Source organism: Pseudomonas baetica, assembly GCF_051216495.1.
Taxonomy (GTDB): Bacteria; Pseudomonadota; Gammaproteobacteria; order Pseudomonadales; family Pseudomonadaceae; genus Aquipseudomonas; species Aquipseudomonas baetica_B.
The window spans coordinates 20,030-44,394 of the sequence record NZ_JBPKAM010000023.1 but is presented as its reverse complement, the minus strand read 5'-3'; the positions used below and the strand labels follow the sequence as shown (position 1 = coordinate 44,394).

Below are 24,365 nucleotides of genomic sequence, written 5' to 3'. Positions count from 1 at the left end.
ACAGAACACCGCGGGGCATCAGGCTACCAGCGTTATCGTTGACGACCATCGCGAGCAAGCTCGCTCCTACAGGGGTTTACCAGGGGGATTGGTGCAGGCAGATGATATGCGGGTCATCATTCCAATGCGGGAAGCGCTCGGCGATCAGCGGATCGTGACCGGGAATGACGTGTTCTTCACTGTCGGCCAGGCGATCGATTTCGGTGAACGCTTCGAGGGTTTGCGCCAGGTCATCGAGAATCGGAAACGGACTGCGTTCACGGATGTTGACCCACAGGTGCGCAGCGTCCGAGGCAAGCACGATCCAGCCACGTTCGGTGTTGACCCGCACCACCTGACTGCCGGGCGTGTGACCACCCACCCCGTGCACCGTGACGCCCGGCAGCACTTGGGCCGTGCCGTTGTGCAAGCGCATGCGCCCTTCGAACAGCGGTGGCAGCGCGGACATCACGTCCTCGACTTCGTAGGTTTTGTTCACCGCGCGATGGGTCATTTTCGGCCCGGTGCAGAAACGCAGTTCCGCTTCCTGCAAATGCACCGTGGCCTTGGGAAACAACCCCAGGTTACCGGCATGATCCCAGTGCAAATGCGTGAGGATCAGGTGCTCGACTTGCGTCGGATCGATGTCCAACTGGCGCAGGGATTCTTCCGGCAGGCGATACATCTGGCGGTTGCGTCGATCTGCCGTGGCGGGTTGAAAACAGGTGTCGACGACAATCACTTGCTGCTCGTTGCGTATGACCCAGAAATAGTAATCCAGCGGCATCGGCGCATTCGGATCACCGCAGCAGGCGTCATAGAGAAAATTCTCCTTCGCGGTGCGCTGGGCATTGGCGCCGACACGGATGGCGAACACTTCGTACACGGGAACTGACATAGCCACCTCCTGATTCAGGCCGCCGCGTTGGCTTTGAGGGTCGGGCGAAAATCGAAATCGATCAGTTCGCTGATCCCCAGGTCCTGCGCCAATTTATGCAGGCCACTGTAGTCGCGCATGATCGTCGCGTTCTTGTTGCTCTCGCGGGTGTCGGCCATGATCAGCGCAGCGTCCGCCACCCCGAGCTGCGTCAGGATCGCTTCCCACATCGAGTAGTCCTGGGCGACAAACGCGCTCAGCGCCACCGACAGGGTACGTGCGAAAAATTCCCGCTGCGTGGGCTGCATGTTGGCGTACATGACCTTGGCCACTTCGGCGAGCACTTTGCTATGGGCATATTCGTCGCGGTTGTGCAGCTCGGCGACACGGCGGTTTTGCGGCTGGATGCTCTGGTCATCGGCCAATAGATCCAGATAGGCGTTGACGCTGATCTCGGCCACCACCGCAAAGGTGATTGCCGCCAGGTCCTTCTGCCATTGCTCGGCCAGGGTTTCTCGCAAGGCCAGTAGTCGCAGGTACGTGACTGACGGCGGCAAGTCCAGATCCTGATCGAGGGCGCGCTCCAGCTTGGTCCGTTCGATGGCCCGCAGGTGCATGAGCGTGTGGTAGTGCTCGTCGATCAAGGTCTGTTGCATGGCCTCGCGGAAATGCCAGTCGTCCTTGCCCAGGTACTGATTGGCAATGACACTGAGCGCCGGATTGACCACGTGTTCCTCAGCGGTCACGGTGCGCAGGTTGTAACCGATCCAGCCCCAGGTCACCACGCTGCTCTTGAGCTCTTCGCTCAAGGCCTGGAATTTCGGGTGGTTAAAAAACGGCACCATGCGCTCCGGGTAGTCCGGGCGCGACGGGTCGAACACGTCATCGACCGCTGTCTTTTCCGGCGAGCAAACCGTGGCGCGCCGGGTCCAGGCCTGATTGAGCCGCACGACCAGTTGATGATCGACCTTGGCGATCTCGATTGCTGTTTGCATGACGCGATACCTGTTGAACGCGTACCCGCTGCCGGGTACGCCAATGAAATGAAGGGAGAAGAATCAGGCCAGCCAGTAGCGGGTCAGGTGGCGCGCCGGGTCAGTGTACCGACTGCGGGCGTGGATCATTCGCCAATTGTCCCAAATCAGCATGCAGCCATCGGGAATCAGAATCGGGATGTTGTGCTCGACGAAATACGCTTCACCGAGCACGGCAAATTTGGCCAGCGGCGAGGTGCTGTTTTCGACCCGGGATTGCTGCAGGTCATCCTTCGACGGGTTCACGTCGCCGTAGTGAAACTGGTTGTAGCTGAAGCGGAAAATGTCACCGTCCTCGGTAGGCGTCAGGATGTATTCCTTGACCCGGGTCTGGTCGGGTTCGCCGGGTTTGGCGGTGGCAACGAATTCCACCGGCGTGTCATCGAGCCATTCGCGCAGTTCAGGTTCACTGCGTTCCAGCGACTTTAAAAACTGATAGCCGTCTACCAATCCCGTGTGACCGCCACCGCACGTGGCTTGATGATGACAATGCAACGCCAGATAACGCGGTGGCGGCCCATACACCGGCGCTTCGGTATGCGGACCGATGCCGTTCATGCTCTGGGAGTACGGCAGGTCTTCATAGCCCGGCTTGCGGGTGATGGCGAAAGCGGTCTGGCCGTTGAATTGCGGAATGACCGGGCCGAACTCGCGCAGTGTGCCGACAACATCGTGGGCGAATTCGCCGGGGGTCAGCACAGTCCAGCCGCGGCTCGATAATTCTTCATGACGATGGCCCAGCGAAACGTAAGGTGTGGACGCAACAATCCCTTGATTTGGCATGGTGAGATTCCTGGCTGTTTTTATCAGGCGTTGACGGTGGAGGTGTAAGCGGCAATCAGTTCGCGGCAAGCGTTGCCCGGTCGGTAGTGCTGCTCGTCGATGCTCTGTACAGGCGTAATTTCGGCGGCGGTACCCGTCAGGAAACACTCGTCGAAGTCCCCCAGTTGCGCAGGCAGAATCGTGGTTTCGATCACCTGGTAATCCAGAGCCTTGGCCAGTTCGATGACGGTCTGCCGGGTAATGCCGTTGAGGAAGCAATCGGGCACCGGGGTGTACAGATTCCGACCCTTGACGAAGAACACGTTGGCGCTGGTGGCTTCGGCGACGTGCCCGCGCCAGTCCAGCATCAAGGCATCGTGGTAGCCGTTGTTTTCCGCATCGTGCTTGCTCAGCGTGGCGATCTGGTAATGCCCTGACGCCTTGGCTTCGAAGGGGCTGCTGCTCGGTGGCGGACGGCGCCATGTCGCCGTCTTCAAGCGAATGCCGGCCATTCGCGCCGCCGGGTCGAAATAGCTCGGCCATTGCCAACAGGCAATCGCCACATGCACCTTGTTGAAACGCGCCGAGGTGGAAATCATCTCGCTGCCGCGCCAGGCCACCGGCCGCAAATAACCCTCCACCACATCGTTACGTTGCAACAGTTCATGGCTGGCCGCTTCCAGTTCCGCGGGTTCGAACGGGATGGCGAAATCCATCAACTGCGCCGAGCGATACAGCCGCTCGGTGTGCTCGCGCAACTTGAAGACCTTGCCGTTGTACACACGCTCCCCTTCGTAGACCGTGCTTGCGTAATGCAAACCATGGGTCAGTACATGCAGGCGCGCCTGGGACCACTCGACGAACTCGCCGTCGAGCCAGATCCATCCTTCGCGTTGATCAAACGGGATACCGCTCATGTCCTTGTCTCCCCAGTTTTCATGACTCAGTTTCCAAATAGCTCCCTACGCCGTTTGCAGCAGGACCGGTATCAATTCCGGCGCTGAAGCCAGCAACAGCTCAGGTTCGTTCTGAAAGAAAAACGCTCTCTCGCCAAAGGCCGGGCGCAACTGGTCGAACCAGGTGGCCTGCGGATCAAATCGCGCATAGAAGGTGCGCAACACCCACTGCGGATCCCGGGCCTGGAGAAACTGCAGCACGAAGACTTTCTCCCCCGCCACGGTCTCGATGCCGTTGATCAACACCTTGCCGTAGAAGGTGCTCATGGACGGCCCGCGCACCGTGCGTGCCAGCCCGGATACCGTGCGGTAGGCCGCCTGGAAGATCTCGAACGCCCGAGCCAATGGCATCGCGAAGTAATGGCTGGGGCCGGTGTCGCGCTCGACGAACATGTAATACGGCACCGCCCCGAGCCGCACGCCTTCGGCCCACAAGTCGGCCCAATCGGCAGGGTTTTCGTTGATGTGACGGATCACCGGCGCCTGCATGCGCAGGGTCGCGCCTGTGGACCGAATGCGTTCGACCGCTTGCCGGGCGATGTCCTGGCGGATTTCCACCGGGTGGTTGTAGTGCCCCATGATCGACAGGTTTTTCCCCGCTGCGACGATCCGCCGAAACAGCTCGAGCAACTCCGGCGCGTCCTTGTCGCTGACAAACCGCTGCGGCCAGTACGCCACGGACTTGGTACCGATGCGGATGCTTTTCAGGTGGGGCAGCTCCAGCAGCGGCTCGATGTAACCGGCCAATGAACGGCTGTTCATGATCAGCGGATCGCCGCCTGTGATCAGCACATCGGTCACTTCCGAGTGCACCCGCAGGTAGCTCACCAACTCCTGGGATTCCCGGGCGTTGAACTTCAGTTCTTCCTCGCCGATGAACTGCGCCCAACGGAAACAGAAGGTGCAGTACGCATGACAGGTCTGACCGGCACCGGGGAAAAACAGCACGGTCTCGCGGTACTTGTGCTGAAGGCCCGGCAGGATTTTTCCGTCGAGCATGGCGTTGTTGTGCGTCAGCTGTCCGGCCGGATGCGGGTTCATGCGCAGCCAGATCGCCTCGATCCGACGCTTGATGGCCGCGGCGTCATCCTCTTCGATCAGTTGCTTGAGCGATACATATTCATCCGGCAGCAACATGTCTTTGTGGGGAAAGGTCATACGGAACATCGGATCGTCCGGGATGTTGTTCCAGTCGATCAGCGTTCCCAGTACATATTCATTGGTGCGAAACGGCATGACCCGGGCCACGACCGTCATGGCTTCCTGCAAGGCCGGTGTCAGCCTGTGCCAGTACGGCGTGTCGCGGATGGTGCGTGAGTTATAGGGCTTGTAGCGTTCCTGCTCCGACATTCCTTGCATGGCAGCGCTCCTGGTGCTGGCTGGCAGTTATCACAGGATGGCTGGCGCTACGCGCTCTATGTCCATCCATGCCCGAACGCTGTCGCGATCCCATTGCCGGCGCACATACGCCGCGAGTCGCGCAGGTACCGGATCGCCGTTGGCGACCAGGCGGTTGAGCATGATTGCCAGGTCGGTGTCGGCGATGCTCCAGTCGCCGAACAGATGCTCGGCGCCCTCCTCCAGCAAGCGGTCCGCCACGAAGAACAAACGGTCGACCGCCGCCTTGGCGTCATCGGACAGCGGGTTGTCTTTCTTGCCGAAGTACACCAGGTCAAATGGACGCTCCTTGCGCACCACCAGCAGATCACTGCGCAACCAGGCCTGCAGTTGACGGGCACGGGCGCGTTGCTGGATGTCTTGGGGGAACAGCTTTTTATGCCCTGGTGAGAGTTCATCCAAGTATTCGGCGATGGCAGAGGACTCCGACAGCGCGAAACTTTCATGAACCAGCGTTGGAATTTTGCAAGTCAGAGAAAGATCACGATAAAAACCTTGGTAGTTTTCCCGCGTTTTCAAATCCACCTTTACCAAATCAAATGAAAGTTTCTTTTCTTTCAATGCCACAAATGCCGACATTGCAAAAGCACTGACAAAATCCGCACCCACGTACAATTGCATTTTCGTACTTTCCATAGAACGCTCCCTTGCATTAACCACACTAATCCGTTGCATTGAAAGCGATCGTAGTTAGGTGTTTAAACGCTGAACAGATACAGAAATTATCTGTTTATACGGATACAGAAAGTTGATGACGCAGGAAAACCTGCGTCCCTGTAGGAGCGAGCACGCTCGCGATGGAACCGATAACGCCGCGGAGTATCAGGCACCCAGCGTTATCGTTAACGACCATCGCGAGCGTGCTCGCTCCTACAGGGGGAGGGGAATATTGGGAAAAGGAGATCAGTCCGGGGCGGTCGCCAGGTTGGACAGCTGCGCCATTTGCGGCATGTTGCTCATGTTCAGCATGGCCAGTGGCTCGGTGGTGCTGGTGTTGACGAAGCCGTGGCGGGTCCAGGCTGGAACCAGCAAAACGTCGCCCGGGCTCACGCTGACCGCATCGGCATCGCCCAGGGTCAACTCGCCGCAGCCGGACTGAATGATGAACAAATGCCACCAGGAATGGGCATGGCCATTGAGCACTGCACCCGGAATCAACCATTGCATGGACACCGCCATCCCAGGGGTCAGCCGGCAACCTTCGAGGCTGTTGTCATGGGCCAGCGCGACAATATCCACCTCGCTGGCCGACAGGCGCTGACGCATATCCGTTAGTTCACTGTCTTTCCATACCCGGGCACTTGGAGTGGGTTGCTGCAAACTCTGGCGAAAACCCTTATAGGAAAAAAAACCACCTTGAATGTTATTCATCCGCAAATTCCAACTGCCTGGCGATTTAAGTCAGCAGACACTAGGCGAACAATTAAAAACTGTAAAGCCAGGCTATTCATGTTTATACAGCCGAAGGTCGCAACGCCGCGATCATATCAACTTCCACTGCCGCGTTTTTCGGTAACTGATAGACTCCCACAGTGGTGCGAGTATGTTTGCCGACGTCGCCCAATACATGGCTGAAGACATCCGAGGCACCGTTGGCCACTTCACTGAGATCAACGAAGTCCGCCGTGGATTTCACATACACCGTTATCCGGATCAACGCCTTGATTTTATCCAGCGAACCGATGGCATCGACGATCAGCGCCAGACCGCGCAACGCGCTGATGCTGGCGGCCGCTTGGGCATCCGCCAGGCTGAGGTCCAGCCCGACCCGGCCGGGGTAGTGGATCTTGCCTTCCATGCGCGGCACCAGGCCGCTGATGTACAGTTCATCGTGGTGGCGAATCAGAGGTGCGTAATGCCCGCCAACGGTGTTCTCGCCGTAGATGTCGAAACCGAATTCCTTCGCCAGGGCGATGAAGCGCTCATCACAGGTCATGGGTTCAATCATTGTCAGAATCCTCTAGATCAATACTGCAAAAAACTTCGATCGCCGCTACCCAGCACCCGACTTAACCCACGGCCCTCACGGGTGCGTTGATCCCGACCCTGGACTCGACGGCCTCGGCCAGGCGCAACAGGTCATTGCTGAGTTGCCCGTAGTGCTCGTTGAACAGCACGATGTGGCCGATGAACGAGAAGTTGTCTTTCACCAACGCGCTGACCGAATCACCGATGCGCTTGGCGAAGGTGGCTTCCACCACCTCGATGTCCAGCGCGCGGGCCAGTGCTTCGATATCGGGTGTAGAGCGCAGGATTCCGCCTCCCGGCGCCCTGAGCAGACGAATGCCGCAATAGCCGCGCGCCACCGGTTCGTGGTGCTCGATCCGGCCTTCCACGGCCCAGCGCACCCAGCGCTCCCAGGGGTTGAAATCGACGAATGCGCGTTTGGCCAGATCCCAGATGTGCATGCCGCCAGGGCGCATGTTGGTTTCCACGGCCGAGGTGAGTTGGTCGGCCCTGTGGAACACTTCGTTGTGCCATGCACCATTGGTCTCACTGACCAGATCGGCCATGTGCCGGCCGGCGGACATCAGTCGCTGCTGCACATCGGGCGCCAACGGTGCGGGCACCACTTGCTGGATCTCGGCGCGGTAAGCACCTTCGGTGGTGGTCTTTTCGGTGACCCAGGTGCTGCCGGCCACGCAATCCCAGCTGTATTCCCGGGCATCCTGAATCAACTCTTCGAGGACGATGCCGCCCTCGCGGTAAGGCTTGAGTGCTTGCCAGACTTCATCGCATTCGGAGGGGTGATTGATCACCCGACAGCCACGGCTGGCCCCTTCGCACGCCGGTTTGATGAACGCCTTGCCGCCCAGCTCGACCACCCGTTCGCGCAATTGCGACAGGCTCTCGACCCGTTCGGAATACACCCGGCGGTAATCCTCCGGCGAGGTTTCAGCCGTCGCTTCGAGGTGACGGAAAATCTGCTTGTCCAGCCCCGCCCGCGCCTCGGCCCGGGTAATGCCGGGCAAACCGAAATGAGTGGCCAGGGCCGCACCGAGCAACACGCCGCGGTCGGAAAACGGCAGCACGCCGATCAATTTCCAGCGGTCAGCGTTCAGGCAACCGACCACCAATTCAAGAGAAGCCGCCACGTCTTTCTCGGCGAACGACGTGCTGCAAACGTGATCGGCCACCTGATCGTCATGGGGCTGAATCTGCTCGACCAGCAAGATTAGCCGGGCGTTGTAGAGCGACTTGCACAGGTCGCGCAGTTTCTGGATGTCGTTGACCCGACTGCCGTTGTAACCGACCACTACGACACAAGAAGTCGTATTCATGATGCCCCCGACCTGCAAAGTGAAAACCGAAGTTGCGATATCTCAATCGTGTAGCGATGCAATGGATTTACGGTTGAACCAGTACCAGGCCAGGATCCCGCCGGCACCGATGGCAGCCAGTACCAAGGCGTTATAGGGTGGCGGCACGACCCGCATGAGCAACACGGTCAGCCCGGCACCGACGCCCAGGGACACTTCCTTGACGAACATGTTGTTCTGCTTGACCGAGAAGTAATCGAGGTAGCTGAAGGCGCATTCGGCGATGGACAGCAACGCCACCCAGATCAGCGCGCCGACCAGGGTGTCGACATGGAACGCGGCCGGTGACGACAGCACGGCAAAGCCTGCGGCGATAATCCCGATCACCGCCAGCACCTTGAAGCGCCCCGTGCGCTCGATCAGTTTCATCACCGGCACCTGGGCGAACACCACCACGGCGCTGTTGAGGATCAGCATCAGGCCGTACCAGGCGGGCAATTCACCGGTCTCGAGCAGGATCGCTTGCGGCAGGATCGAAAACACCCCAAACAACTTGATGCCCATGATGACCCCGGCGATCACCCACGGCAGTTTGTTGCGCCAGCCACTGCCGTCGTGACTGACCGGACTGGCCGCCACCGGTTCCGAAGTGAAGGTCGCGCCCATGGCGATGGGCAGGCACAGCAGGACGAAACTCGCGGCACCGAGAAAGAACATGGTCGGGGTCAACAGCGGCGACAGCAAAATCAAGCCGGCAATCAGGCTGCCCATGTTCATGGCGACGCGGTTGTACGCTGCGCCTTCCTTGGTCTGCGCCGCTTCGCTCTTGATCAGGTAACCGGCAATCGCGATGCCGTAGGCAAACAACGCCGCGGCAAACATCACCACGCCCTGATTGTGGGTGACCGCCAGCAACACCAGCCCGAGGGCGGCGCACAGCAAGGTCACGCTCAAGGAGCGACGCCCCAGCACCAGCAAGGTCAGCGGCAGCAGCAACAGCAAGGCCCGATAACCGAGGGCGAGGATGCTGTTGGTCGCCGTGTCGAGCCAGACGTTGGCCTTGCCCAATACCGCGAACAGCGACACGGCGGTGATGATCCGGATCATGAACAGGCGGATGTTGATCACCGGTTTGGCAACGGCGGCCGTTGTTTGAACACTCATGCAGCACCTCTGGAACCAGCGATTGTCCGGGCGTTGCGCACGAACAATCAGGAAAGTCTGTAAGGTGATGGTAGAGAGGGACGCTTGATTTCATCAGAGCAAGTTCGTATAGAATCAAACGAACTTTACTGCCGGAGAGACCAGTAAAATGCAGGTTCAGCGCGCAGTGATCGCCGCCATCGAGTTCCAGCCGGGAGTGCCGCTGGTCCAGCAAATCGTTGATCAGTTGTCGACGGCGATCAGCCAGGGCGGCCTGCCCCACGGCTCGCGACTGCCACCGATCCGCGAACTCTCCGAGCTGATGAACGTGGGCAAGTCCACGGTGGTGGATGCCCTGGACCGCTTGCGGGCCAAGGGCCTGGTGGTATCACGCCAGGGGTCGGGGCATTTCGTGCACCGTTCCAGCACCCCGTTCAAGACCGAGAGCGGCCCGGACCTGCAACCTCAAGACACCCTCAGCGTGGTCCGTCGCGCGGTGCTGCAGGACACGGGGGCACTGCGTCCCGGCGCCGGCTTCCTGCCCTCCTCCTGGCTGCCCGCCGAAGAGCTGCTCAAGGCTGTGCGCGGCACCCTGCGCGCAGCCTCGCTGCAAATGGGCGAATACGGCGTTGCCGCCGGTTACCTGCCACTGCGCGAGGCGCTGCGGGTCAAGCTATCGGCCTTGGGCATCGAAGTGCCAGTGGAGCAGATCGTCACCACGGCCAACACCGTACAGGCCATCGACCTGCTGATGCGCCTGCTGGTCAAACCCGGCGACACCGTGCTGCTCGACGACCCATGCTACTTCACCATGCACACCAATCTGGCGTTGCATGGCGCCAGGGTCATCACCATTGCCCGTGGCGCTGATGGCATGGACATGGAAGCCTTCGAGCAATTGGTCAACACCCATCGCCCGGTGCTCTACATGACCAACAACGTCCTGCACAACCCGACCGGACATTCGTTTTCACCGGCGCAGGTCTATCGCTTGCTGGAGCTGAGCCACCGCTATGGTTTCCACATCGTCGAGGACGATCTGTACTGCGACCTGCAACAACGAATGACACCACGCCTGGCCGCGGGCGGGCTGGACAATGTCAGCTACGTTTCCGGATTCTCCAAGACCCTGACGGCCAACAGCCGAGTCAGCTTCGCGGTGCTTTCACCACAACTGGCAGCCCGCATGGTCACCCTGAAAATGGCCTGCGGCGGCATGACCTCGGAACTGGCGGAGCAGATCATCTGCGCCATGCTCAGCGATGGCAGCTACGCCAAGCACACCCGGCGCACGGTGGATCGGCTGTACGAGTCGAGCAGCCGGGTGACGAACTGGCTGGTGGAGGCCGGTTGCTCGGTTTCATCGCTGCCCCACGAAGGGCTGTTTATCTGGACGCAATTGCCCGAAGGGTTTCACGCCGAAACCCTGGCCAGAAAAGGCCTGGACATCGACCTGGTACTGGCCCCCGGCACCTTGCTGAGCAAAGCCCCGAATGCCAGTCAGTTTCTGCGCTTCAACGTCGGCCACAGCGATAACACCTTGGTGCGCGAACGGTTTTTGCGGTTGCTTGATACCCCACTCAATTAACCGACTGCCCCACTGTAGGAGCTGTCGAGTGCAACGAGGCTGCGATCTTCTGCTCTGCATTCTTGGCGCATTTGAGATTGCCGAAGATCAAAAGATCGCAGCCTTCGGAAGCTCCTACAGGGCTTACGTGTCGTTGCCTGGGGCGTGCACGGCACAAATCATTGTGGAAGCGAGCCTGTTCGCAAAGGCGGTGACTCGACCCACCGGAAAAACCGAATAAAAAACCCCGCTTTTCTTTCGAAGAGCGGGGTCTTGCAAGTCTTCGATGCTCGACTAGACGACTGCCAAGCGATCAACCATATCCGGGAATTTCTCTACCAGCCTGATCAACAAGGCAGCCTGAGCATTAGGCTTGGATTTTTCCTGCTCCCAGTTTCTCAAGGTGCTGGGACTCGTTCGAATCCGCTTGGCGAAAACAGCTTGGGACATGTGTAATTTTTCTCGTAATGCAACGATCTCTTGCGCCCCCACCTCTGGCGCAGGAATGTCCTCAATGGACGTGTTGCGCAACGTAATCTTGCCTTCGCGTTGAGCCGCCATCTCATCAACGCCCTGCATCAATTCTGCAAACAGGTCGCGTTTTTTCATGGGGTACCTCGTACTTTCAACTCTGTTTCTATGGCTTTCTTGAGCGCTTTCTCTTGGTCAGCAGTCAAATTCTCAAGCTCATCTTTGTCATAAATTGCAAACATCCAGAACTGGCCATCATTCATAAGCCAATAATAGATAACCCGCAAGCCACCTCGCCTACCTTTACCTCTACGCCCATCCGCCCAGCGCAATTTTCGAAAGCCACCAGTGCGAGGCATGACATCCCCCGCCTGTGGATTCAGCTGCATATGGGTTTGCAGTGCACGATACTCATCGTCCGTCAGATAATTGCCAACGGTGGCAGTGAAGGAGGAGGTTTCAAAGAATACAGTTCGCATCGGCAAACTATATGCAATTTGCCTATAGTCAAGCAACTGAGGAGTCACCTACCTGACGAACCGTCTTGGCAACTCGGTCCTCCAGAAATCCCCCAACAAAAAACCCCGCACCTTCTCTCGAAGGGCGGGGTTTTTCTTTTCAGCATCCGACGCTTAAGGCGCGTACGTCAGCAGCAACTCGGTCGGCACTTTGAAGTCCAGGGACATCGCCACGCTCAACGCGGTAATGGTGAAGATCGAGAACACGAACAGCTTGCGTGCCCAGACCGTATCATCCACTGCCTTGTAGCCGGTCCAGGCCATGTACAGCCAGTACATGCCCATGGCCGCTGCGACGGCGAGGTAGCTCATGCCGGCGTAGCCGCTGAAGGTCAGCATCAAGGTCGCCACGAGGAAGGCCAGGATGTAGATCAGGATGTGCTTCTTGGCCACCTGGATTCCGCGCTTCACTGGCAGCACCGGAATCGATGCGGCCAGGTAATCGTTGAAGCGGAAGATCGCGATGGCGTAGGAGTGCGGCATCTGCCACAGGCTGAACATCACCAGCAGGGTCAGCGCGGCCATGTCGAAGGTGTTGCTCACCGCGACGTAACCGATCACCGGCGGCATGGCGCCCGACAGGCTGCCCACCAGCGTGCCGTGAACCGACTTGCGCTTGAGGTACAGGCTGTAGAAGCCGACGTAGATGACGAAACCGATCACCGCGAACAACGCGGCCAACGGGTTGGCCACCTTGTACAACAGCGCAACGCCGACGACACCCAGGACGGTCGCATAGGCCAGGGCCAGTTTCAGGGAGATAAGGCCCTGGACCAGCACCCGGTTCTTGGTGCGTTCCATCTTCAGGTCGATGTCGCGGTCGATGCAGTTGTTGAACACGCAACCGGAGGCAACCACCAGGGACGTGCCGATCATGGCGGCCAGGAAGATGGCCAGATCGACATGCCCTTTGGAGGCCAGGAAAAATCCGCCTGCCACAGAAAGCACGTTACCGAAAATGATCCCCGGTTTGGTGATTTGGATAAAGTGCTTAAAGGACATCCGGACTTACCTCACTTCGCCATCATGAACGTGTGGATGCTGAACATGATCCAGATCGACAGGCCAACCAGCAGGACAATCACAATCGCGGCAAAGACAAACGCAATCACGTTGTTACGCTGCGCGGCCGAACGGTCCAGGTGCAGGAAGTACACCAGGTGCACCAGCACCTGGATCACGGCGAAAGCCAGGACGATCATCAGCGTGATCGACTTCGGCAGTGTCGGGTACATCACCAGACCGAACGGAATCAGGGTGAGGATGACCGACAGGATGAAGCCAATGGCGTAGGACTTGACGCTGCCGTGGCTGCCGTCGTCGTGGCCATTGTGGGAATGAGCGTTAGCCATTTACATAGTCCCCATCAGGTAAACAACGGTGAATACGCAGATCCACACCACGTCCAGGAAGTGCCAGAACAGGCTCAGGCAGCTCAGGCGAGTCTTGTTGGTCGCCGTCAGGCCATGCTTGTTGACCTGATACATCATGATCGCCATCCAGATCAGACCGCTGGTCACGTGCAGACCGTGGGTACCGACCAGGGTGAAGAAGCCGGACAGGAAGCCCGAACGGCTAGGACCGAAGCCCTCGGAGATCAGCAGGTGGAACTCGTTGATCTCCATGCCGATGAAGCCGGCACCGAACAGGAAGGTCATGGCCAGCCAGCCCAGGACCTGCTTCTTGTTGCCACGGAAGAACGCCAGCATGGCGAAGCCGTAGGTGATCGAACTGAACAGCAGCAGAGCGGTTTCGCCCAGTACGTAAGGCAGTTCGAAGATGTCGTGGCCCGACGGGCCACCGGCTACGTTGTTAACCAGCACCGCGTACACCGCGAAGATCGACGCAAACAGAATGCAGTCGGTCATCAGGTAGAGCCAGAAACCGTATACGGTCATCTCGCCCGAGTCGTGGTGGTGGTCATCGTGCCCATGGTCATGACCATGGGCGTGTCCAACATTGGTCACTAAGTTCGACATGGTTTAAGCCTGTTCCAACGATTTTTCAACACGGGTGGTGGTGGCGCGGACTTTACCGGCCGCTACCAGACGCTTGTGCTGCTCGGCTTCGATGCGCTCGATCACGTCGACCGGCACGTAGTAGCCTTGATCATCACGGGCCGCGTGGATCGCGAAATAGATCACGGTGCCAGCGAGGCTCGCGATTGCCAGCCACCAGATGTGCCAGATCATCGCGAAACCGAACACGGTCAGCAGTGCACCCATGACCACACCGGTCGCGGTGTTGTTCGGCATGTGGATCGGTTCGTACTTGGCCGGAGTCTGGTACGCGGTACCGTTTTCCTTGGCTTCGGTGAACGGATCGACGCCATCGGCTTTTGGCAGCACGGCGAAGTTGTAGAACGGAGGTGGCGACGAGGTCGACCATTCCAGGGTGTGTGCATTCCACGGGTCGCCGTGTTCGCACATGTTCTCTGGCTTGTTGCGGTCACGCACACTCACGTAGAGCTGGATCAGCTGGCAAGCGATACCCACGGCGATCAGGATCGCACCGAACATGGCGACGTACAGGTACGGCACCCACTCAGGGTTGGTAGTGGCGTTCAGACGACGGGTCATGCCCATGAAGCCCAGTACATAGAGCGGCATGAACGCAACGAAGAAGCCGGTGATCCAGAACCAGAACGCTGCCTTGCCCCAACCTTCGTGCAGCTTGAAGCCGAACGCTTTAGGGAAGTAGAAGCCGAAGCCGGCGATGTAACCGAATACCGCACCGCCGATGATCACGTTGTGGAAGTGCGCGATCACGAACAGGCTGTTGTGCAGAACGAAGTCGGCACCCGGGATGGCCAGCAGTACGCCGGTCATGCCGCCGATGGCGAAGGTCACCATGAAGCCCAGGGTCCACATCACCTGGCTGGTGAAGCGCAGACGGCCTTGGTAAATGGTGAACAGCCAGTTAAATAGCTTCACACCCGTCGGGATGGAAATCAGCATCGTCGCCAGACCGAAGAAGGCGTTAACGCTGGCACCCGAGCCCATGGTGAAGAAGTGGTGCAGCCAAACCATGAAGCCCAGGATCGAAATCGCGCCCGATGCGTAGATCATGGAGTGGTGGCCGAACAGTTTCTTGCCCGAGAAAGTCGAAACGACTTCGGAGAAGATACCGAACGCCGGCAGAATCAGGATGTAAACCTCAGGGTGACCCCACGCCCAGAACAGGTTGACGTACATCATCGGATTGCCACCAAGTTCATTGGTGAAAATGTGGAAATCCATGTAACGGTCAAGCGTCAGCAGTGCCAGGGTAGCGGTCAGGATCGGGAACGAAGCCACGATCAGGACGTTGGCCCAGGTGCAGGTCCAGGTAAAGATCGGCATGTCCATCAGCTTCATGCCAGGGGTACGCATTTTCAGCACGGTGGCCAGGAAGTTGACCCCCGTTAGCGTCGTACCTAGCCCGGATAGCTGTAGCGCCCAGATGTAGTAATCCACACCCACGCCCGGACTGTATTGCAGGCCCGACAAAGGCGGATAGGCAACCCAACCGGTCTTGGCGAACTCACCAACACCCAGGGACAGGTTGATCAGCACCACGCCGGACACCAGCAGCCAGAAGCTGAGGGAGTTCAGGAACGGGAAGGCAACGTCACGCGCGCCGATCTGCAACGGCACTGCAAGGTTCATCAGGCCGGTGAAGAATGGCATCGCCATGAAGATGATCATGATCACACCGTGAGCGGTGAAGATCTGGTCATAGTGTTCAGGAGGCAGGTAGCCCGGCGAACCCTCGGTGGCCATGGCCAACTGGGAACGCATCATGATGGCGTCGGCAAAACCGCGCAGCAGCATGACCATGGCGACGATGATGTACATCACGCCGATTTTCTTGTGGTCGACCGACGTCAACCACTCGGTCCACAGGTAGGTCCACTTCTTGAAATAGGTGATACCCGCGAACAGTGCCACGCCACCGAGCGCGATCATGGCGATGGTCACCATTACGATCGGCTCGTGGAACGGGACCGCTTCCCAACTTAATTTACCAAACATCGTTTACTCCTCTGCCCCGGCAGCTGAATGCGAAGTCATGTCCGTAGAGGCCACTTCTTTCTCTTTCTCTTTCTTCTCGTGGTGCACCTTCGGACCCGGTTTCATGCCTTCGTACTTGTCGACGATGATCTGGAACAGGTTTGGTGTAACCGAGGAGTAGAGCTCGACTGGGTTGTTCTGGCTCTGCTTGGCAAGCTCTGTGTATTCAGCCTGTTCAAGCTTTTTAGGTGCCTTTTTGACTTCACTTACCCAGGCGTCGAATTCTTCCTGAGTGGTTGAGATCGCTTTGAATTTCATACCGGTGAAACCGGCACCGCTGTAGTTGGCAGAGATACCATCCATTTCAGCGTTTTCGTTGGCGATCAGGTGCAGCTTGGTCTGCATGCCCGCCATCGCGTAGATCTGGCCGCCCAGCGCCGGGATGAAGAACGAGTTCATCACTGCGTCAGAGGTGATGCGGAAGTTGATTGGCGTGTGCGCCGGGAACACGATCTTGTTGACCGTGGCGATGCCTTGTTCCGGGTAGATGAACAGCCACTTCCAGTCCAGTGCGACCACTTCGATGGTCACAGGCTTGACGTCGGATTCCAGCGGCTTGTACGGGTCCAGGGCGTGAGTCGACTTGTAGGTGACGTAACCCAGGGCAATGATGATCATGATTGGCACCGCCCACACCGCGATCTCGATCTTGGTGGAGTGGTTCCACTTCGGCGTGTAGGTGGCGCTGGTGTTGGATGCGCGGTATTTCCAGGCGAACAGGAAGGTCATCACGATGACCGGAATCACGACCAACAGCATCAGCAGCGTTGCGGTGATGATCAGGTTTCTCTCGTCCAGGCCTACCTGGCCCTTGGGATTGAGCAAGGTCATGTTGCAGCCTGACAGCAACAGCGTGCCGATCAGCGGCAATAAGCCTAGTAGTCTGGGGTACCTGTTTTTAATCATCTCACGACCTCTAAAGCAGCTTGCGCCATGCAGTTGGGTTTTGATCGCCAACACTTCACCCTGCCAAGGGTTGGCATTTTTCTTGGATTGAATAAGGGCTGTCCCGTCGTGCGTCAGACGCGTTTCGACAAATCCTGGGCTAGCGTTGAGTTCTTATTCGAATTCGTGGTCAAAGGCCTTGTTACAGACCAATTCCATTTGGTGCGGATAGTTGGAGGCACCGACACCTGGAGTCGCATGAAGCCACCTTGGCCTCTCGACACCCTGCATCTGCTCATGCTCCTCAGCGAGGAAGAGCAGCGTCGGGATTTTCAGTGCGGGCGATTGTAGATATGTAACGTTTTATAAACCATGTCTCATCCCGAAATAATTTATATCCCAAGCGGCAACAATGCTTCGCCGAACGTGTAAAAGTGGCGCATCTTAACGAAATTGATTCTCAACAAAAACACCAAAAATAGTAGGCCTACCGTCCGCATTTCAGACAGCATCGAGCGCCGAGCGCCTGCTCCAAACCTGGCTAAAGTCCCCATATGACAAGGGCTCTGGCAAATCGCCAGGCCCTGTTAAAACTGCCTGCTCCAGCCTGGCGACGGTGAAATGGACTCGCTGAAAAACAGGCCAATTTCATTGCTTGATCACGTGCCAATCCGGCGCCGTGAAAGTCGGTGCGACACTCAAGATGTGACAACATGTCGCACACCTGTCGCACCCTTCGTTGCCGCATATCACGGACTTTTTACCTGGCCTCTGAAAACGCAAAACGCCCCGGTCCTCTGCTGAAGGACCGGGGCGTTTTTTGATGCCTTTAAGCGCTTGCCGATGATCTCAGCGCAGCGCTTTGCGGTTACGCACAGTGAGCAGCGGCACCAGAATCACTACCAGCACGAAAGCCACCAGCGCCCATTGCGCCAGGGACAAACCGAGGATCGGTGGGTACGGCGTCGAACAGAAACCATCGACCTGGAAGCCCAGCGGGAAGATCTTCGCCAGCGGCAAATCATCGACAATCGGCTGCAACACATCGATGCCGCAACTGACCGCAGGATAGAACTGTGTATAGACGTGATGCCCCGCCACCCCGACGCCTGCCAGGGCGCAGATCACCACCAGGGTTTCAAACACCGTGATACTGCGACGGCTGCGCATGGCTGCGCCAATAAAGGCGAAGATCGCGATCAACAGCAGGGCATAACGTTGCAGGATACACAGCGGGCATGGCGCCTCGCCCAGCACGATTTGCATGTACAGCGCGCCGCCGATCAGCGCCAGACAGATAATGCCCAGCAACACCAGATAGCGCCGCTCACGCCCCAACCGCATTGTTTCCTCGCTCATCGCGTTTCCCTTCAAAGTATCGATTGCCCGCCAGTCTACACGCTGAGTTTGCTCTTGGAGAGAGCCGGGGGATATCGGGGGAATAGACGATAGGCGGGTTAAGAAGGGATTAACTTTCGAGCGTTTTTCAGGTCAAGACCGCGATGAAAGCGACGCAGTGAGCCTGACTCACCGCGCCTGATCGTTTACTCCAGCGCCGCAGCCGGCCCGAAGAACTCGTAACGGCTTTGCTTCTCAGGCACACCCAGCGCCTTGAGGTGACGCTTGATCGCTGTCATGAAACCTTTCGGCCCAAGGAAGTAGGCATCCACGTCGCGCTCGGCAGGCATCCACTCGCCCAATTGTTCCTGGCTCAGCAAGCCAACCTTGTGCGCCGCCGGACTCACGCCGTCGTCTTCGTCATAGCAGTAGAAGCGTTTGAGTTGCGGATGACGCTCGGCGAGACCGTCGATCCAATCGCGGAACGCGTGGACCTTGCCGTTGCGCGCGCAGTGGATGAAGTGCACCGGACGCTTGGTTTCCAGCGCCGCTTCAAGCATCGCCAGGGTCGGGGTGATGCCGACGCCGCCACTGATCAGCACCAGTGGCTTGTCACTGGCAGCCAGCGTGAAATCACCTGCCGGCGGGAACAACTGGATGCTGGAACCCACGTGCAATTGATCGTGCAGGAAGTTCGAAGCCCGGCCACCTTCTTCACGTTTGACGCTGATGCGGTACTGGCCTTTGTTCGCCAGGGCCGACAGCGAGTAATTGCGACGAATTTCTTCGCCATCGAGGATCAGTTTCATACCAATGTACTGACCTGGCTCTGCCTCGAGAATCAGGCCTTTGTCCACCGGCTCGAAGTAGAACGAGGTGATTTCAGCGCTTTCCTCGACTTTCGCCGCGACGATGAATTCCCGCGCCCCGCGCCAGCCGCCCGGTGCCTGTTCTTTCTGGTCGTAGATGCTGGCTTCAGCGCCGATCAGGATGTCCGCCAGTTGGCCGTAAGCCGCCCCCCAAGCCGCAATCACTTCCGGGGTGGCAATTTCTTCGCCCAAGACTTCTGCGATGGCACGCAGCAGGCAGGAACCGACGATCGGGTAGTGTTCCGGCAGGATTTGCAGGGCCACGTGCTTGTTGATGATCTTGGCCACCAGATCGCCCAACTGGTCGAGCTGGTCAATGTGGCGCGCATACATCAGTACGCCGTTGGCCAATGCCCGTGGCTGATCGCCCGTGGCCTGGTGGGCCTGGTTGAACAGCGGGCGCACTTCCGGGTACTCGGACAGCATCATCCGGTAGAAATGGGTGATCAGGGCTTCGCCGCCGCTTTCCAGCAGCGGCACGGTGGATTTGACGATGGCACGGTCTTGGACGCTAAGCATAAAGTGACTCCTGAGTAACGAGGGTTTCTTAACTATTGCCCTATGCTTATCAGGTTCCGTGCCAAAATTTATTTTCTTATAAATCAATAACTTAATAACATTATAGTCATATCGACACAGTTTGCCTTATAGTCATACCGACTACACGGAGTCACTATGACTGCAAAATCCCTGCTTACCGCCCTGTTGCCACTGGTCTCGGACCTGTCCCGCGAACTCCCCGAAGGCGAGCGTTATCGACGCTTGCTCGAAGCCATGCGCGCCCTGCTGCCCTGCGATGCCGCCGCCCTGCTGCGTCTCGATGGCGAATGGCTGGTGCCACTGGCTGTCGACGGTTTGAGCACCGACACCCTCGGTCGACGTTTCAAGGTCAGTGAACACCCCCGCTTCAAGGCCTTGCTCAGCAGCCCCGGCCCGACCCGATTCGCTGCCGACAGCGACATGCCGGACCCTTACGATGGCCTGGTCGACGGTCTCGAAGACCATCTGGAAGTCCACGACTGCATGGGTTGTCCGCTGTTCATCGACGAGCGTCCATGGGGGTTGCTGACCCTCGACGCCCTCGATCCCGAGCGATTCGAACCGATCGAACTGGATGCCCTGGAAGCCTTCGCCAGCCTTGCCGCCGCCACGGTCAATGCCGCAGAACGCATCGAACGCCTGAACAATCGTGTCGAGGACGAACACCAGCGCGCCGAGGTGTACCGCCAGGCCAGCGGCCAGCAGAACCGTGAAATGATCGGCCAGAGCAAGGCCCACAAACGGCTGGTGGAAGAAATCAGTCTGGTGGGCGGCAGCGACCTGACCGTGCTGATCACCGGGGAAACCGGGGTCGGCAAGGAGTTGGTGGCCCAGGCCATCCACGCCGCCTCGCCCCGGGCCGACAAACCGATCATCAGCCTCAACTGTGCGGCGCTGCCCGATACGCTGGTGGAAAGCGAGTTGTTTGGCCATGTGCGCGGCGCCTTCACCGGAGCGCTTAACGAACGACGCGGCAAGTTTGAACTGGCCAACGGCGGCACGCTGTTTCTCGATGAAGTCGGTGAACTGTCGCTGACGGTACAGGCCAAATTGCTGCGTGTGCTACAAAGCGGCCAGTTGCAGCGCCTGGGGTCGGACAAGGAGCATCAGGTCGATGTGCGGCTGATCGCGGCGACCAACCGCGACCTGGCGGAAGAAGTACGCAGCGGCCGATACCGCGCCGACTTCTATCACCGCCTCAGCGTTTACCCGTTGCGGGTTCCGGCCCTGCGTGACCGTGGTCGCGATGTGCTGCTGCTCAGCGGTTACTTCCTGGAGCAGAACCGCTCGCGCATGGGCCTCAACAGCCTGCGCCTGAGCAGCGATGCCCAAGTGGCCTTGCTGGCGTACGACTGGCCGGGCAACGTGCGGGAACTGGAACACTTGATCGGTCGCAGCGCCTTGAAGGCTCTGGGCAATTGCAAGGAACGGCCGAAAATCCTCAGCTTGAGCGCTGCCGACCTCGACCTGCCCGACGGCAGCATTGAAATCACCGCCGAACAACCGGCCGTGGCAGCTGCGGCGATGGTGACCGGGGATTTGCGCGAGGCCACCGAAAACTATCAACGGCAGTTGATTGGCGCATGCCTGGAGCGGCACAACAACAATTGGGCCAGTGCGGCGCGGGAGTTGGGGCTGGATCGGGCGAATCTTGGGCGGATGGCCAAGAGACTGGGCATGAAGTGAGGCCCCCTTCGCGAGCAGGCTCGCTCCCACAGGGATTGTCGTTGCCTTTGTGGGAGCGAGCCTGCTCGCGAAGACGGACTACCATTCAACCGATTTTCTAAAGCCTGCCCCCAACAAGTCGATAACCCGGCATCGATAGCGGTTGGCGATCCTTGTGGTTGCCCCTCACCTTTTTCCAAAGAAGGTTTCTATGTCCACCACCAAAGCCCGCGCGGATTCACTTTCGCTTTTGCTGTTCACCTTGCGCAGTGGCAAGCTGATGGCGATCAACCTGCTCAAAGTCAGTGAAATCATTCCCTGCCCGCCGTTGACCAAGCTGCCGGAGTCGCACCCGCACGTAAAAGGCATCGCGACGTTGCGCGGTGCCTCGCTGTCGGTGATCGACCTGAGCCGTGCCATCGGCGAGCGTCCGCTGGAGGATCCGAACGGTGGTTGCCTGATCGTCACCGACGTCAGTCGCTCCAAGCAGGGCTTGCACGTCCAGGCGGTCAGCAAGATCGTCCACTGCCTGACCACCGACATCCGTCCGCCGCCCTTCGGTTCCGGCGGCGTGCGCGCCTACATCACCGGCGTGGCTTCGGTCGATGGCACCCTGGTGCAAGTGCTGGACATCGAAAAAGTCATCCATGGCATTGCCCCCGTGCAAATCGAAACGGCACCGACCGAACTGAGCATGGAAGACGCCGAAGTACTGGGCAATGCGCGGATTCTGGTGGTCGATGACAGCCAGGTGGCGTTGCAGCAATCGGTGCACACCCTGCGCAACCTCGGCCTGCAATGTCACACGGCCCGCAGTGCCAAGGAAGCCATCGACTGCCTGCTGGATCTGCAAGGCACCGCCCAGCAAATCAACCTGATCGTTTCCGACATCGAAATGTCCGAGATGGATGGCTACGCCTTCACCCGCACCTTGCGTGAGACCCCGGACTTCGCGCATCTCTATGTCCTGTTGCACACCTCCTTGGACAGTGCGATGAACAGCGAGAAGGCACGCCTGGCCGGCGCGAACGCGGTGCTCACCAAGTTCTCATCGCCGGAACTGACCCAGTGCCTGATCACCGCGGCCAAGGCTGTGGCCGAACAAGGACATTAAGCCTTGGCCGGGGCCTATTGCTGGCTAATGCGGCGCGACCTCACCAAGGTTGTGCCGGCCATCCACTGGCCAACCGGCAATCAGTTGACCCATTACCGCCCCGAACTCGCTGCTGCCGTGCATCAACTGATGGAACTGGGTTACCAAGAGGGCGGCGGGCGCGTGCCGTCGCTGGAAGTCTGGCAGCAGCAATATGAAACCGATCCTGAACACGACCCGGACCTGTGCTTTGTTCTCGTGGATGCCGAAGGCCTGGTTGCGGTGTGCCAGTGCTGGACCAGTGCCTACATCAAGAACCTGGTGGTACACCCGCGGGCCCGGCGACAAGGACTGGGACGTGCGTTGCTGTTGCATGCGTTCAACGTGTTTCAGCAGCGCCGGGAAGGGTTTGTGGATCTGAAGGTACTGGAAGACAACCTCCGGGCGCGGCGGTTGTACGAAAGTGTCGGGATGTATGAGGTCCGCCGGGAACTTGTGCCAACCTGATCCAGCGCTTTCGCGAGCAGGCTCGCTCCCACATCTGGAATGCACTCCCCCTGTGGGAGCGAGCCTGCTCGCGAAGAGGCCCATACAAACCCCATCAAACCGTCTGGCATACTCCAACCTTGGACATCACCCAAGGATCCTTAAGCATGAAAGCCGCCACCCTGACCGTCCTCTGCCTCACCGCCCTCACCACCCTGGCCCACGCCTCCAGCCCCGATGCCTGGGCCGCCTACGACAAAACCGTCCTGGCCAGTTGCACCAAAGCCAGCGGCCTGAAGAACGCCGGCCCCGTCGGCAACGCGGCGCAGTTCGATGATCGTGTCGGTTACACCGCCGTCCTGCTCCAAGGCCAGTACCCGCAAAAACACATGAAAGGCGCCCAGGGCACCGAGCTGTGCCTTTACAACAAGCAAAGCAAAACCGCGTACGTGACCGAATGGGACTCCATCCGCCCGGCCGCCAAGGCGCAGTGAGTGGCGCATAACTTGCTTCGTTAGCAGCCTTTGCGGCAACTTTCTGTCGCCGTTTCACGCCCTCGAATGCGATTGACCGCTCAATGAATACAACCTTTTCCTGTGTAGGCTGCGGCAAATGCTGCAATGACCACAATGTCTCGCTGACCCTGTCCGAAGCCCGCATGTGGGCCGCCGACGGTGGTCAGCTGATCGTGCTGGTGGAAGCCTTTTTGAGCAACGGCCTGGGTCTGCCGGCAGAACAACGTGAACACGCCCAACGCCGTTCCGCGCTGGTTCGAAGCGCCGATGCCGAGGCATTCGTCGCCATTACCTTCGCCGCCTACAACACTGGCGCCTGCCGAAATCTTGACGAAGACAATCGCTGCCGCATCTACGAACGTCGGCCATTGGTGTGCCGTATTTATCCGATGGAAATCAATCCGCACATCCCCCTGAACACGGCGGTGAAGGAATGTCCGCCCGAGTCGTGGCAAAAAGGTCCGGACCTGATTGTCGGCGGTGAACTGGTTGATCGGGAACTCTCGGAATTGATCCAGCGCTCCCGTCAGGCGGATCGCGATGACATTTTGCATAAGGATGCAATTTGCGCGTTGCTGGGTATTCGCACGACTGCGCTGAAGGGTGACGGGTTTACCGCCTACCTGCCGGACATGAATGAGTTCGTCACGATCTTCGACGAATTGAATGGGCAGACCTTGCCGCAGTGGAGCAGCGAATGGCAGTTTCACGTCTCGGGTGAGGATATCGCCGAGCAGGTTGTGGCGGCTGGCGCGCAGGTAGTGACAGAGGCGCCTGTGAACTATGGGTTTATTTCGTTACGGGCGGCTTGATTCAGAAGAGGTGCTGCCTCTGATGGCCTCTTCGCGAGCAGGCTCGCTCCCACAAGGAATCTCCAGTGAGCACAGATGCTGTGTACGACTTGGATCCACTGTGGGAGCGAGCCTGCTCGCGAAAGCGGTAGATCAGACACCTTGT

Annotated in this window: 25 protein-coding genes; 6 read left to right on the top strand and 19 right to left on the bottom strand. The window is 58.8% G+C overall.

Annotated features, from left to right (window positions below):
* Positions 1-76: 76 nt before the first annotated feature.
* From ACSFE6_RS11205 to ACSFE6_RS11160, 10 genes are all read right to left on the bottom strand, one after another.
* On the bottom strand, positions 77-877 hold the full coding sequence (locus tag ACSFE6_RS11205; protein WP_435427648.1) for an N-acyl homoserine lactonase family protein: 801 nt from the start codon (positions 875-877) through the stop codon (positions 77-79).
* Between the two features lie 14 nt (positions 878-891).
* Positions 892-1,851, bottom strand: coding sequence for a diiron oxygenase (locus ACSFE6_RS11200; protein ID WP_435427647.1), 960 nt, complete (start codon positions 1,849-1,851; stop codon positions 892-894).
* A gap of 63 nt (positions 1,852-1,914) precedes the next feature.
* Positions 1,915-2,673, bottom strand: a complete 759-nt coding sequence (locus ACSFE6_RS11195) for a TauD/TfdA family dioxygenase (protein WP_435427646.1) — start codon at positions 2,671-2,673, stop codon at positions 1,915-1,917.
* A 23-nt stretch (positions 2,674-2,696) separates the two neighbouring features.
* Complete coding sequence (locus ACSFE6_RS11190; protein WP_435427645.1) at positions 2,697-3,569, bottom strand: branched-chain amino acid aminotransferase; 873 nt, start codon at positions 3,567-3,569, stop codon at positions 2,697-2,699.
* A 45-nt stretch (positions 3,570-3,614) separates the two neighbouring features.
* Entirely contained in the window at positions 3,615-4,967 is a 1,353-nt protein-coding gene (locus tag ACSFE6_RS11185) for a KamA family radical SAM protein (protein WP_435427644.1), read from the bottom strand.
* Positions 4,968-4,997: 30 nt separating this feature from the next.
* Positions 4,998-5,642: a glutathione transferase gene (gene yfcF, locus ACSFE6_RS11180; protein WP_435427643.1), complete on the bottom strand. Its 645-nt coding sequence runs from the start codon at positions 5,640-5,642 to the stop codon at positions 4,998-5,000.
* Between the two features lie 267 nt (positions 5,643-5,909).
* Positions 5,910-6,377 carry a cupin domain-containing protein gene (locus ACSFE6_RS11175; RefSeq protein WP_435427642.1) on the bottom strand — a complete coding sequence of 156 codons (468 nt, stop codon included), beginning with the start codon at positions 6,375-6,377 and terminating at the stop codon, positions 5,910-5,912.
* An 82-nt stretch (positions 6,378-6,459) separates the two neighbouring features.
* Positions 6,460-6,954: a RidA family protein gene (locus ACSFE6_RS11170; RefSeq protein WP_435427641.1), complete on the bottom strand. Its 495-nt coding sequence runs from the start codon at positions 6,952-6,954 to the stop codon at positions 6,460-6,462.
* A gap of 61 nt (positions 6,955-7,015) precedes the next feature.
* The gene (locus ACSFE6_RS11165; protein ID WP_435427640.1) at positions 7,016-8,287 is read right to left on the bottom strand and encodes a biotin carboxylase; all 1,272 of its coding nucleotides are present in this window, start codon (positions 8,285-8,287) and stop codon (positions 7,016-7,018) included.
* 42 nt (positions 8,288-8,329) lie between these two features.
* Positions 8,330-9,430 carry a hypothetical protein gene (locus ACSFE6_RS11160; RefSeq protein WP_435427639.1) on the bottom strand — a complete coding sequence of 367 codons (1,101 nt, stop codon included), beginning with the start codon at positions 9,428-9,430 and terminating at the stop codon, positions 8,330-8,332.
* A gap of 148 nt (positions 9,431-9,578) precedes the next feature.
* Between ACSFE6_RS11160 and ACSFE6_RS11155 the strand changes: the two genes are divergently transcribed.
* A complete protein-coding gene (locus ACSFE6_RS11155) occupies positions 9,579-10,997 on the top strand; it encodes a PLP-dependent aminotransferase family protein (RefSeq protein ID WP_435427638.1) in 1,419 nt (472 codons plus the stop codon).
* A gap of 273 nt (positions 10,998-11,270) precedes the next feature.
* On the opposite strand, the gene ACSFE6_RS11150 is transcribed toward ACSFE6_RS11155, so the two are convergent.
* The 9 genes from ACSFE6_RS11150 to hmpA all read right to left on the bottom strand — a co-directional run bounded on the left by ACSFE6_RS11150 (position 11,271) and on the right by hmpA (position 19,628).
* Positions 11,271-11,585 carry a helix-turn-helix domain-containing protein gene (locus ACSFE6_RS11150; protein ID WP_075946541.1) on the bottom strand — a complete coding sequence of 105 codons (315 nt, stop codon included), beginning with the start codon at positions 11,583-11,585 and terminating at the stop codon, positions 11,271-11,273.
* Positions 11,582-11,926, bottom strand: a complete 345-nt coding sequence (locus tag ACSFE6_RS11145; RefSeq protein WP_175389583.1) for a toxin — start codon at positions 11,924-11,926, stop codon at positions 11,582-11,584. Before ACSFE6_RS11145 ends, ACSFE6_RS11150 begins: the two co-directional genes overlap by 4 nt.
* A 153-nt stretch (positions 11,927-12,079) precedes the next feature.
* Entirely contained in the window at positions 12,080-12,967 is an 888-nt protein-coding gene (gene cyoE / locus ACSFE6_RS11140; protein WP_435427637.1) for a heme o synthase, read from the bottom strand.
* Positions 12,968-12,978: 11 nt separating this feature from the next.
* Positions 12,979-13,317, bottom strand: a complete 339-nt coding sequence (cyoD, locus tag ACSFE6_RS11135) for a cytochrome o ubiquinol oxidase subunit IV (RefSeq protein WP_435427636.1) — start codon at positions 13,315-13,317, stop codon at positions 12,979-12,981.
* Positions 13,318-13,944 (bottom strand): cytochrome o ubiquinol oxidase subunit III, encoded by a 627-nt coding sequence (locus tag ACSFE6_RS11130; RefSeq protein WP_435427635.1) that lies wholly within the window; start codon positions 13,942-13,944, stop codon positions 13,318-13,320. It abuts the gene before it with no gap.
* Positions 13,945-13,947: 3 nt separating this feature from the next.
* Positions 13,948-15,978, bottom strand: coding sequence for a cytochrome o ubiquinol oxidase subunit I (gene cyoB, locus ACSFE6_RS11125; protein WP_435427634.1), 2,031 nt, complete (start codon positions 15,976-15,978; stop codon positions 13,948-13,950).
* A gap of 3 nt (positions 15,979-15,981) precedes the next feature.
* Positions 15,982-16,923, bottom strand: a complete 942-nt coding sequence (gene cyoA / locus ACSFE6_RS11120) for a ubiquinol oxidase subunit II (RefSeq protein ID WP_435427633.1) — start codon at positions 16,921-16,923, stop codon at positions 15,982-15,984.
* 828 nt (positions 16,924-17,751) lie between these two features.
* On the bottom strand, positions 17,752-18,261 hold the full coding sequence (locus ACSFE6_RS11115; RefSeq protein WP_435427632.1) for a disulfide bond formation protein B: 510 nt from the start codon (positions 18,259-18,261) through the stop codon (positions 17,752-17,754).
* Positions 18,262-18,446: 185 nt separating this feature from the next.
* Positions 18,447-19,628 carry an NO-inducible flavohemoprotein gene (gene hmpA, locus ACSFE6_RS11110; RefSeq protein WP_435427631.1) on the bottom strand — a complete coding sequence of 394 codons (1,182 nt, stop codon included), beginning with the start codon at positions 19,626-19,628 and terminating at the stop codon, positions 18,447-18,449.
* A 156-nt stretch (positions 19,629-19,784) separates the two neighbouring features.
* Here hmpA and norR point away from each other — a divergent pair, with 156 nt between their 5' ends.
* The 5 genes from norR to ACSFE6_RS11085 all read left to right on the top strand — a co-directional run bounded on the left by norR (position 19,785) and on the right by ACSFE6_RS11085 (position 24,220).
* Positions 19,785-21,335 carry a nitric oxide reductase transcriptional regulator NorR gene (gene norR, locus ACSFE6_RS11105; protein ID WP_435427630.1) on the top strand — a complete coding sequence of 517 codons (1,551 nt, stop codon included), beginning with the start codon at positions 19,785-19,787 and terminating at the stop codon, positions 21,333-21,335.
* A gap of 190 nt (positions 21,336-21,525) precedes the next feature.
* On the top strand, positions 21,526-22,428 hold the full coding sequence (locus ACSFE6_RS11100) for a chemotaxis protein CheV (protein ID WP_435427629.1): 903 nt from the start codon (positions 21,526-21,528) through the stop codon (positions 22,426-22,428).
* Between the two features lie 27 nt (positions 22,429-22,455).
* The gene (locus tag ACSFE6_RS11095; RefSeq protein WP_435427672.1) at positions 22,456-22,914 is read left to right on the top strand and encodes a GNAT family N-acetyltransferase; all 459 of its coding nucleotides are present in this window, start codon (positions 22,456-22,458) and stop codon (positions 22,912-22,914) included.
* 146 nt (positions 22,915-23,060) lie between these two features.
* Positions 23,061-23,387, top strand: coding sequence for a hypothetical protein (locus ACSFE6_RS11090; RefSeq protein ID WP_435427628.1), 327 nt, complete (start codon positions 23,061-23,063; stop codon positions 23,385-23,387).
* 83 nt (positions 23,388-23,470) lie between these two features.
* Complete coding sequence (locus ACSFE6_RS11085) at positions 23,471-24,220, top strand: YkgJ family cysteine cluster protein (protein WP_435427627.1); 750 nt, start codon at positions 23,471-23,473, stop codon at positions 24,218-24,220.
* Positions 24,221-24,365 lie beyond the last annotated feature (145 nt).

What these genes read in the sequence shown, in the direction of transcription:
- ACSFE6_RS11205 (WP_435427648.1), bottom strand. Translation starts at nt 877, where the DNA reads ATGTCAGTTCCCGTGTACGAAGTGTTCGCCATCCGTGTCGGCGCCAAT.
- ACSFE6_RS11130 (WP_435427635.1), bottom strand. Translation starts at nt 13,944, where the DNA reads ATGTCGAACTTAGTGACCAATGTTGGACACGCCCATGGTCATGACCAT.
- ACSFE6_RS11185 (WP_435427644.1), bottom strand. Translation starts at nt 4,967, where the DNA reads ATGCAAGGAATGTCGGAGCAGGAACGCTACAAGCCCTATAACTCACGC.
- ACSFE6_RS11095 (WP_435427672.1), top strand. Translation starts at nt 22,456, where the DNA reads ATGCGGCGCGACCTCACCAAGGTTGTGCCGGCCATCCACTGGCCAACC.
- cyoB (WP_435427634.1), bottom strand. Translation starts at nt 15,978, where the DNA reads ATGTTTGGTAAATTAAGTTGGGAAGCGGTCCCGTTCCACGAGCCGATC.
- norR (WP_435427630.1), top strand. Translation starts at nt 19,785, where the DNA reads ATGACTGCAAAATCCCTGCTTACCGCCCTGTTGCCACTGGTCTCGGAC.
- ACSFE6_RS11190 (WP_435427645.1), bottom strand. Translation starts at nt 3,569, where the DNA reads ATGAGCGGTATCCCGTTTGATCAACGCGAAGGATGGATCTGGCTCGAC.
- ACSFE6_RS11195 (WP_435427646.1), bottom strand. Translation starts at nt 2,673, where the DNA reads ATGCCAAATCAAGGGATTGTTGCGTCCACACCTTACGTTTCGCTGGGC.
- yfcF (WP_435427643.1), bottom strand. Translation starts at nt 5,642, where the DNA reads ATGGAAAGTACGAAAATGCAATTGTACGTGGGTGCGGATTTTGTCAGT.
- ACSFE6_RS11090 (WP_435427628.1), top strand. Translation starts at nt 23,061, where the DNA reads ATGAAAGCCGCCACCCTGACCGTCCTCTGCCTCACCGCCCTCACCACC.
- ACSFE6_RS11100 (WP_435427629.1), top strand. Translation starts at nt 21,526, where the DNA reads ATGTCCACCACCAAAGCCCGCGCGGATTCACTTTCGCTTTTGCTGTTC.
- ACSFE6_RS11145 (WP_175389583.1), bottom strand. Translation starts at nt 11,926, where the DNA reads ATGCGAACTGTATTCTTTGAAACCTCCTCCTTCACTGCCACCGTTGGC.
- ACSFE6_RS11165 (WP_435427640.1), bottom strand. Translation starts at nt 8,287, where the DNA reads ATGAATACGACTTCTTGTGTCGTAGTGGTCGGTTACAACGGCAGTCGG.
- ACSFE6_RS11200 (WP_435427647.1), bottom strand. Translation starts at nt 1,851, where the DNA reads ATGCAAACAGCAATCGAGATCGCCAAGGTCGATCATCAACTGGTCGTG.
- cyoE (WP_435427637.1), bottom strand. Translation starts at nt 12,967, where the DNA reads ATGTCCTTTAAGCACTTTATCCAAATCACCAAACCGGGGATCATTTTC.
- cyoA (WP_435427633.1), bottom strand. Translation starts at nt 16,923, where the DNA reads ATGATTAAAAACAGGTACCCCAGACTACTAGGCTTATTGCCGCTGATC.
- ACSFE6_RS11155 (WP_435427638.1), top strand. Translation starts at nt 9,579, where the DNA reads ATGCAGGTTCAGCGCGCAGTGATCGCCGCCATCGAGTTCCAGCCGGGA.
- cyoD (WP_435427636.1), bottom strand. Translation starts at nt 13,317, where the DNA reads ATGGCTAACGCTCATTCCCACAATGGCCACGACGACGGCAGCCACGGC.
- ACSFE6_RS11115 (WP_435427632.1), bottom strand. Translation starts at nt 18,261, where the DNA reads ATGAGCGAGGAAACAATGCGGTTGGGGCGTGAGCGGCGCTATCTGGTG.
- ACSFE6_RS11085 (WP_435427627.1), top strand. Translation starts at nt 23,471, where the DNA reads ATGAATACAACCTTTTCCTGTGTAGGCTGCGGCAAATGCTGCAATGAC.
- ACSFE6_RS11175 (WP_435427642.1), bottom strand. Translation starts at nt 6,377, where the DNA reads ATGAATAACATTCAAGGTGGTTTTTTTTCCTATAAGGGTTTTCGCCAG.
- ACSFE6_RS11170 (WP_435427641.1), bottom strand. Translation starts at nt 6,954, where the DNA reads ATGATTGAACCCATGACCTGTGATGAGCGCTTCATCGCCCTGGCGAAG.
- ACSFE6_RS11160 (WP_435427639.1), bottom strand. Translation starts at nt 9,430, where the DNA reads ATGAGTGTTCAAACAACGGCCGCCGTTGCCAAACCGGTGATCAACATC.
- hmpA (WP_435427631.1), bottom strand. Translation starts at nt 19,628, where the DNA reads ATGCTTAGCGTCCAAGACCGTGCCATCGTCAAATCCACCGTGCCGCTG.
- ACSFE6_RS11150 (WP_075946541.1), bottom strand. Translation starts at nt 11,585, where the DNA reads ATGAAAAAACGCGACCTGTTTGCAGAATTGATGCAGGGCGTTGATGAG.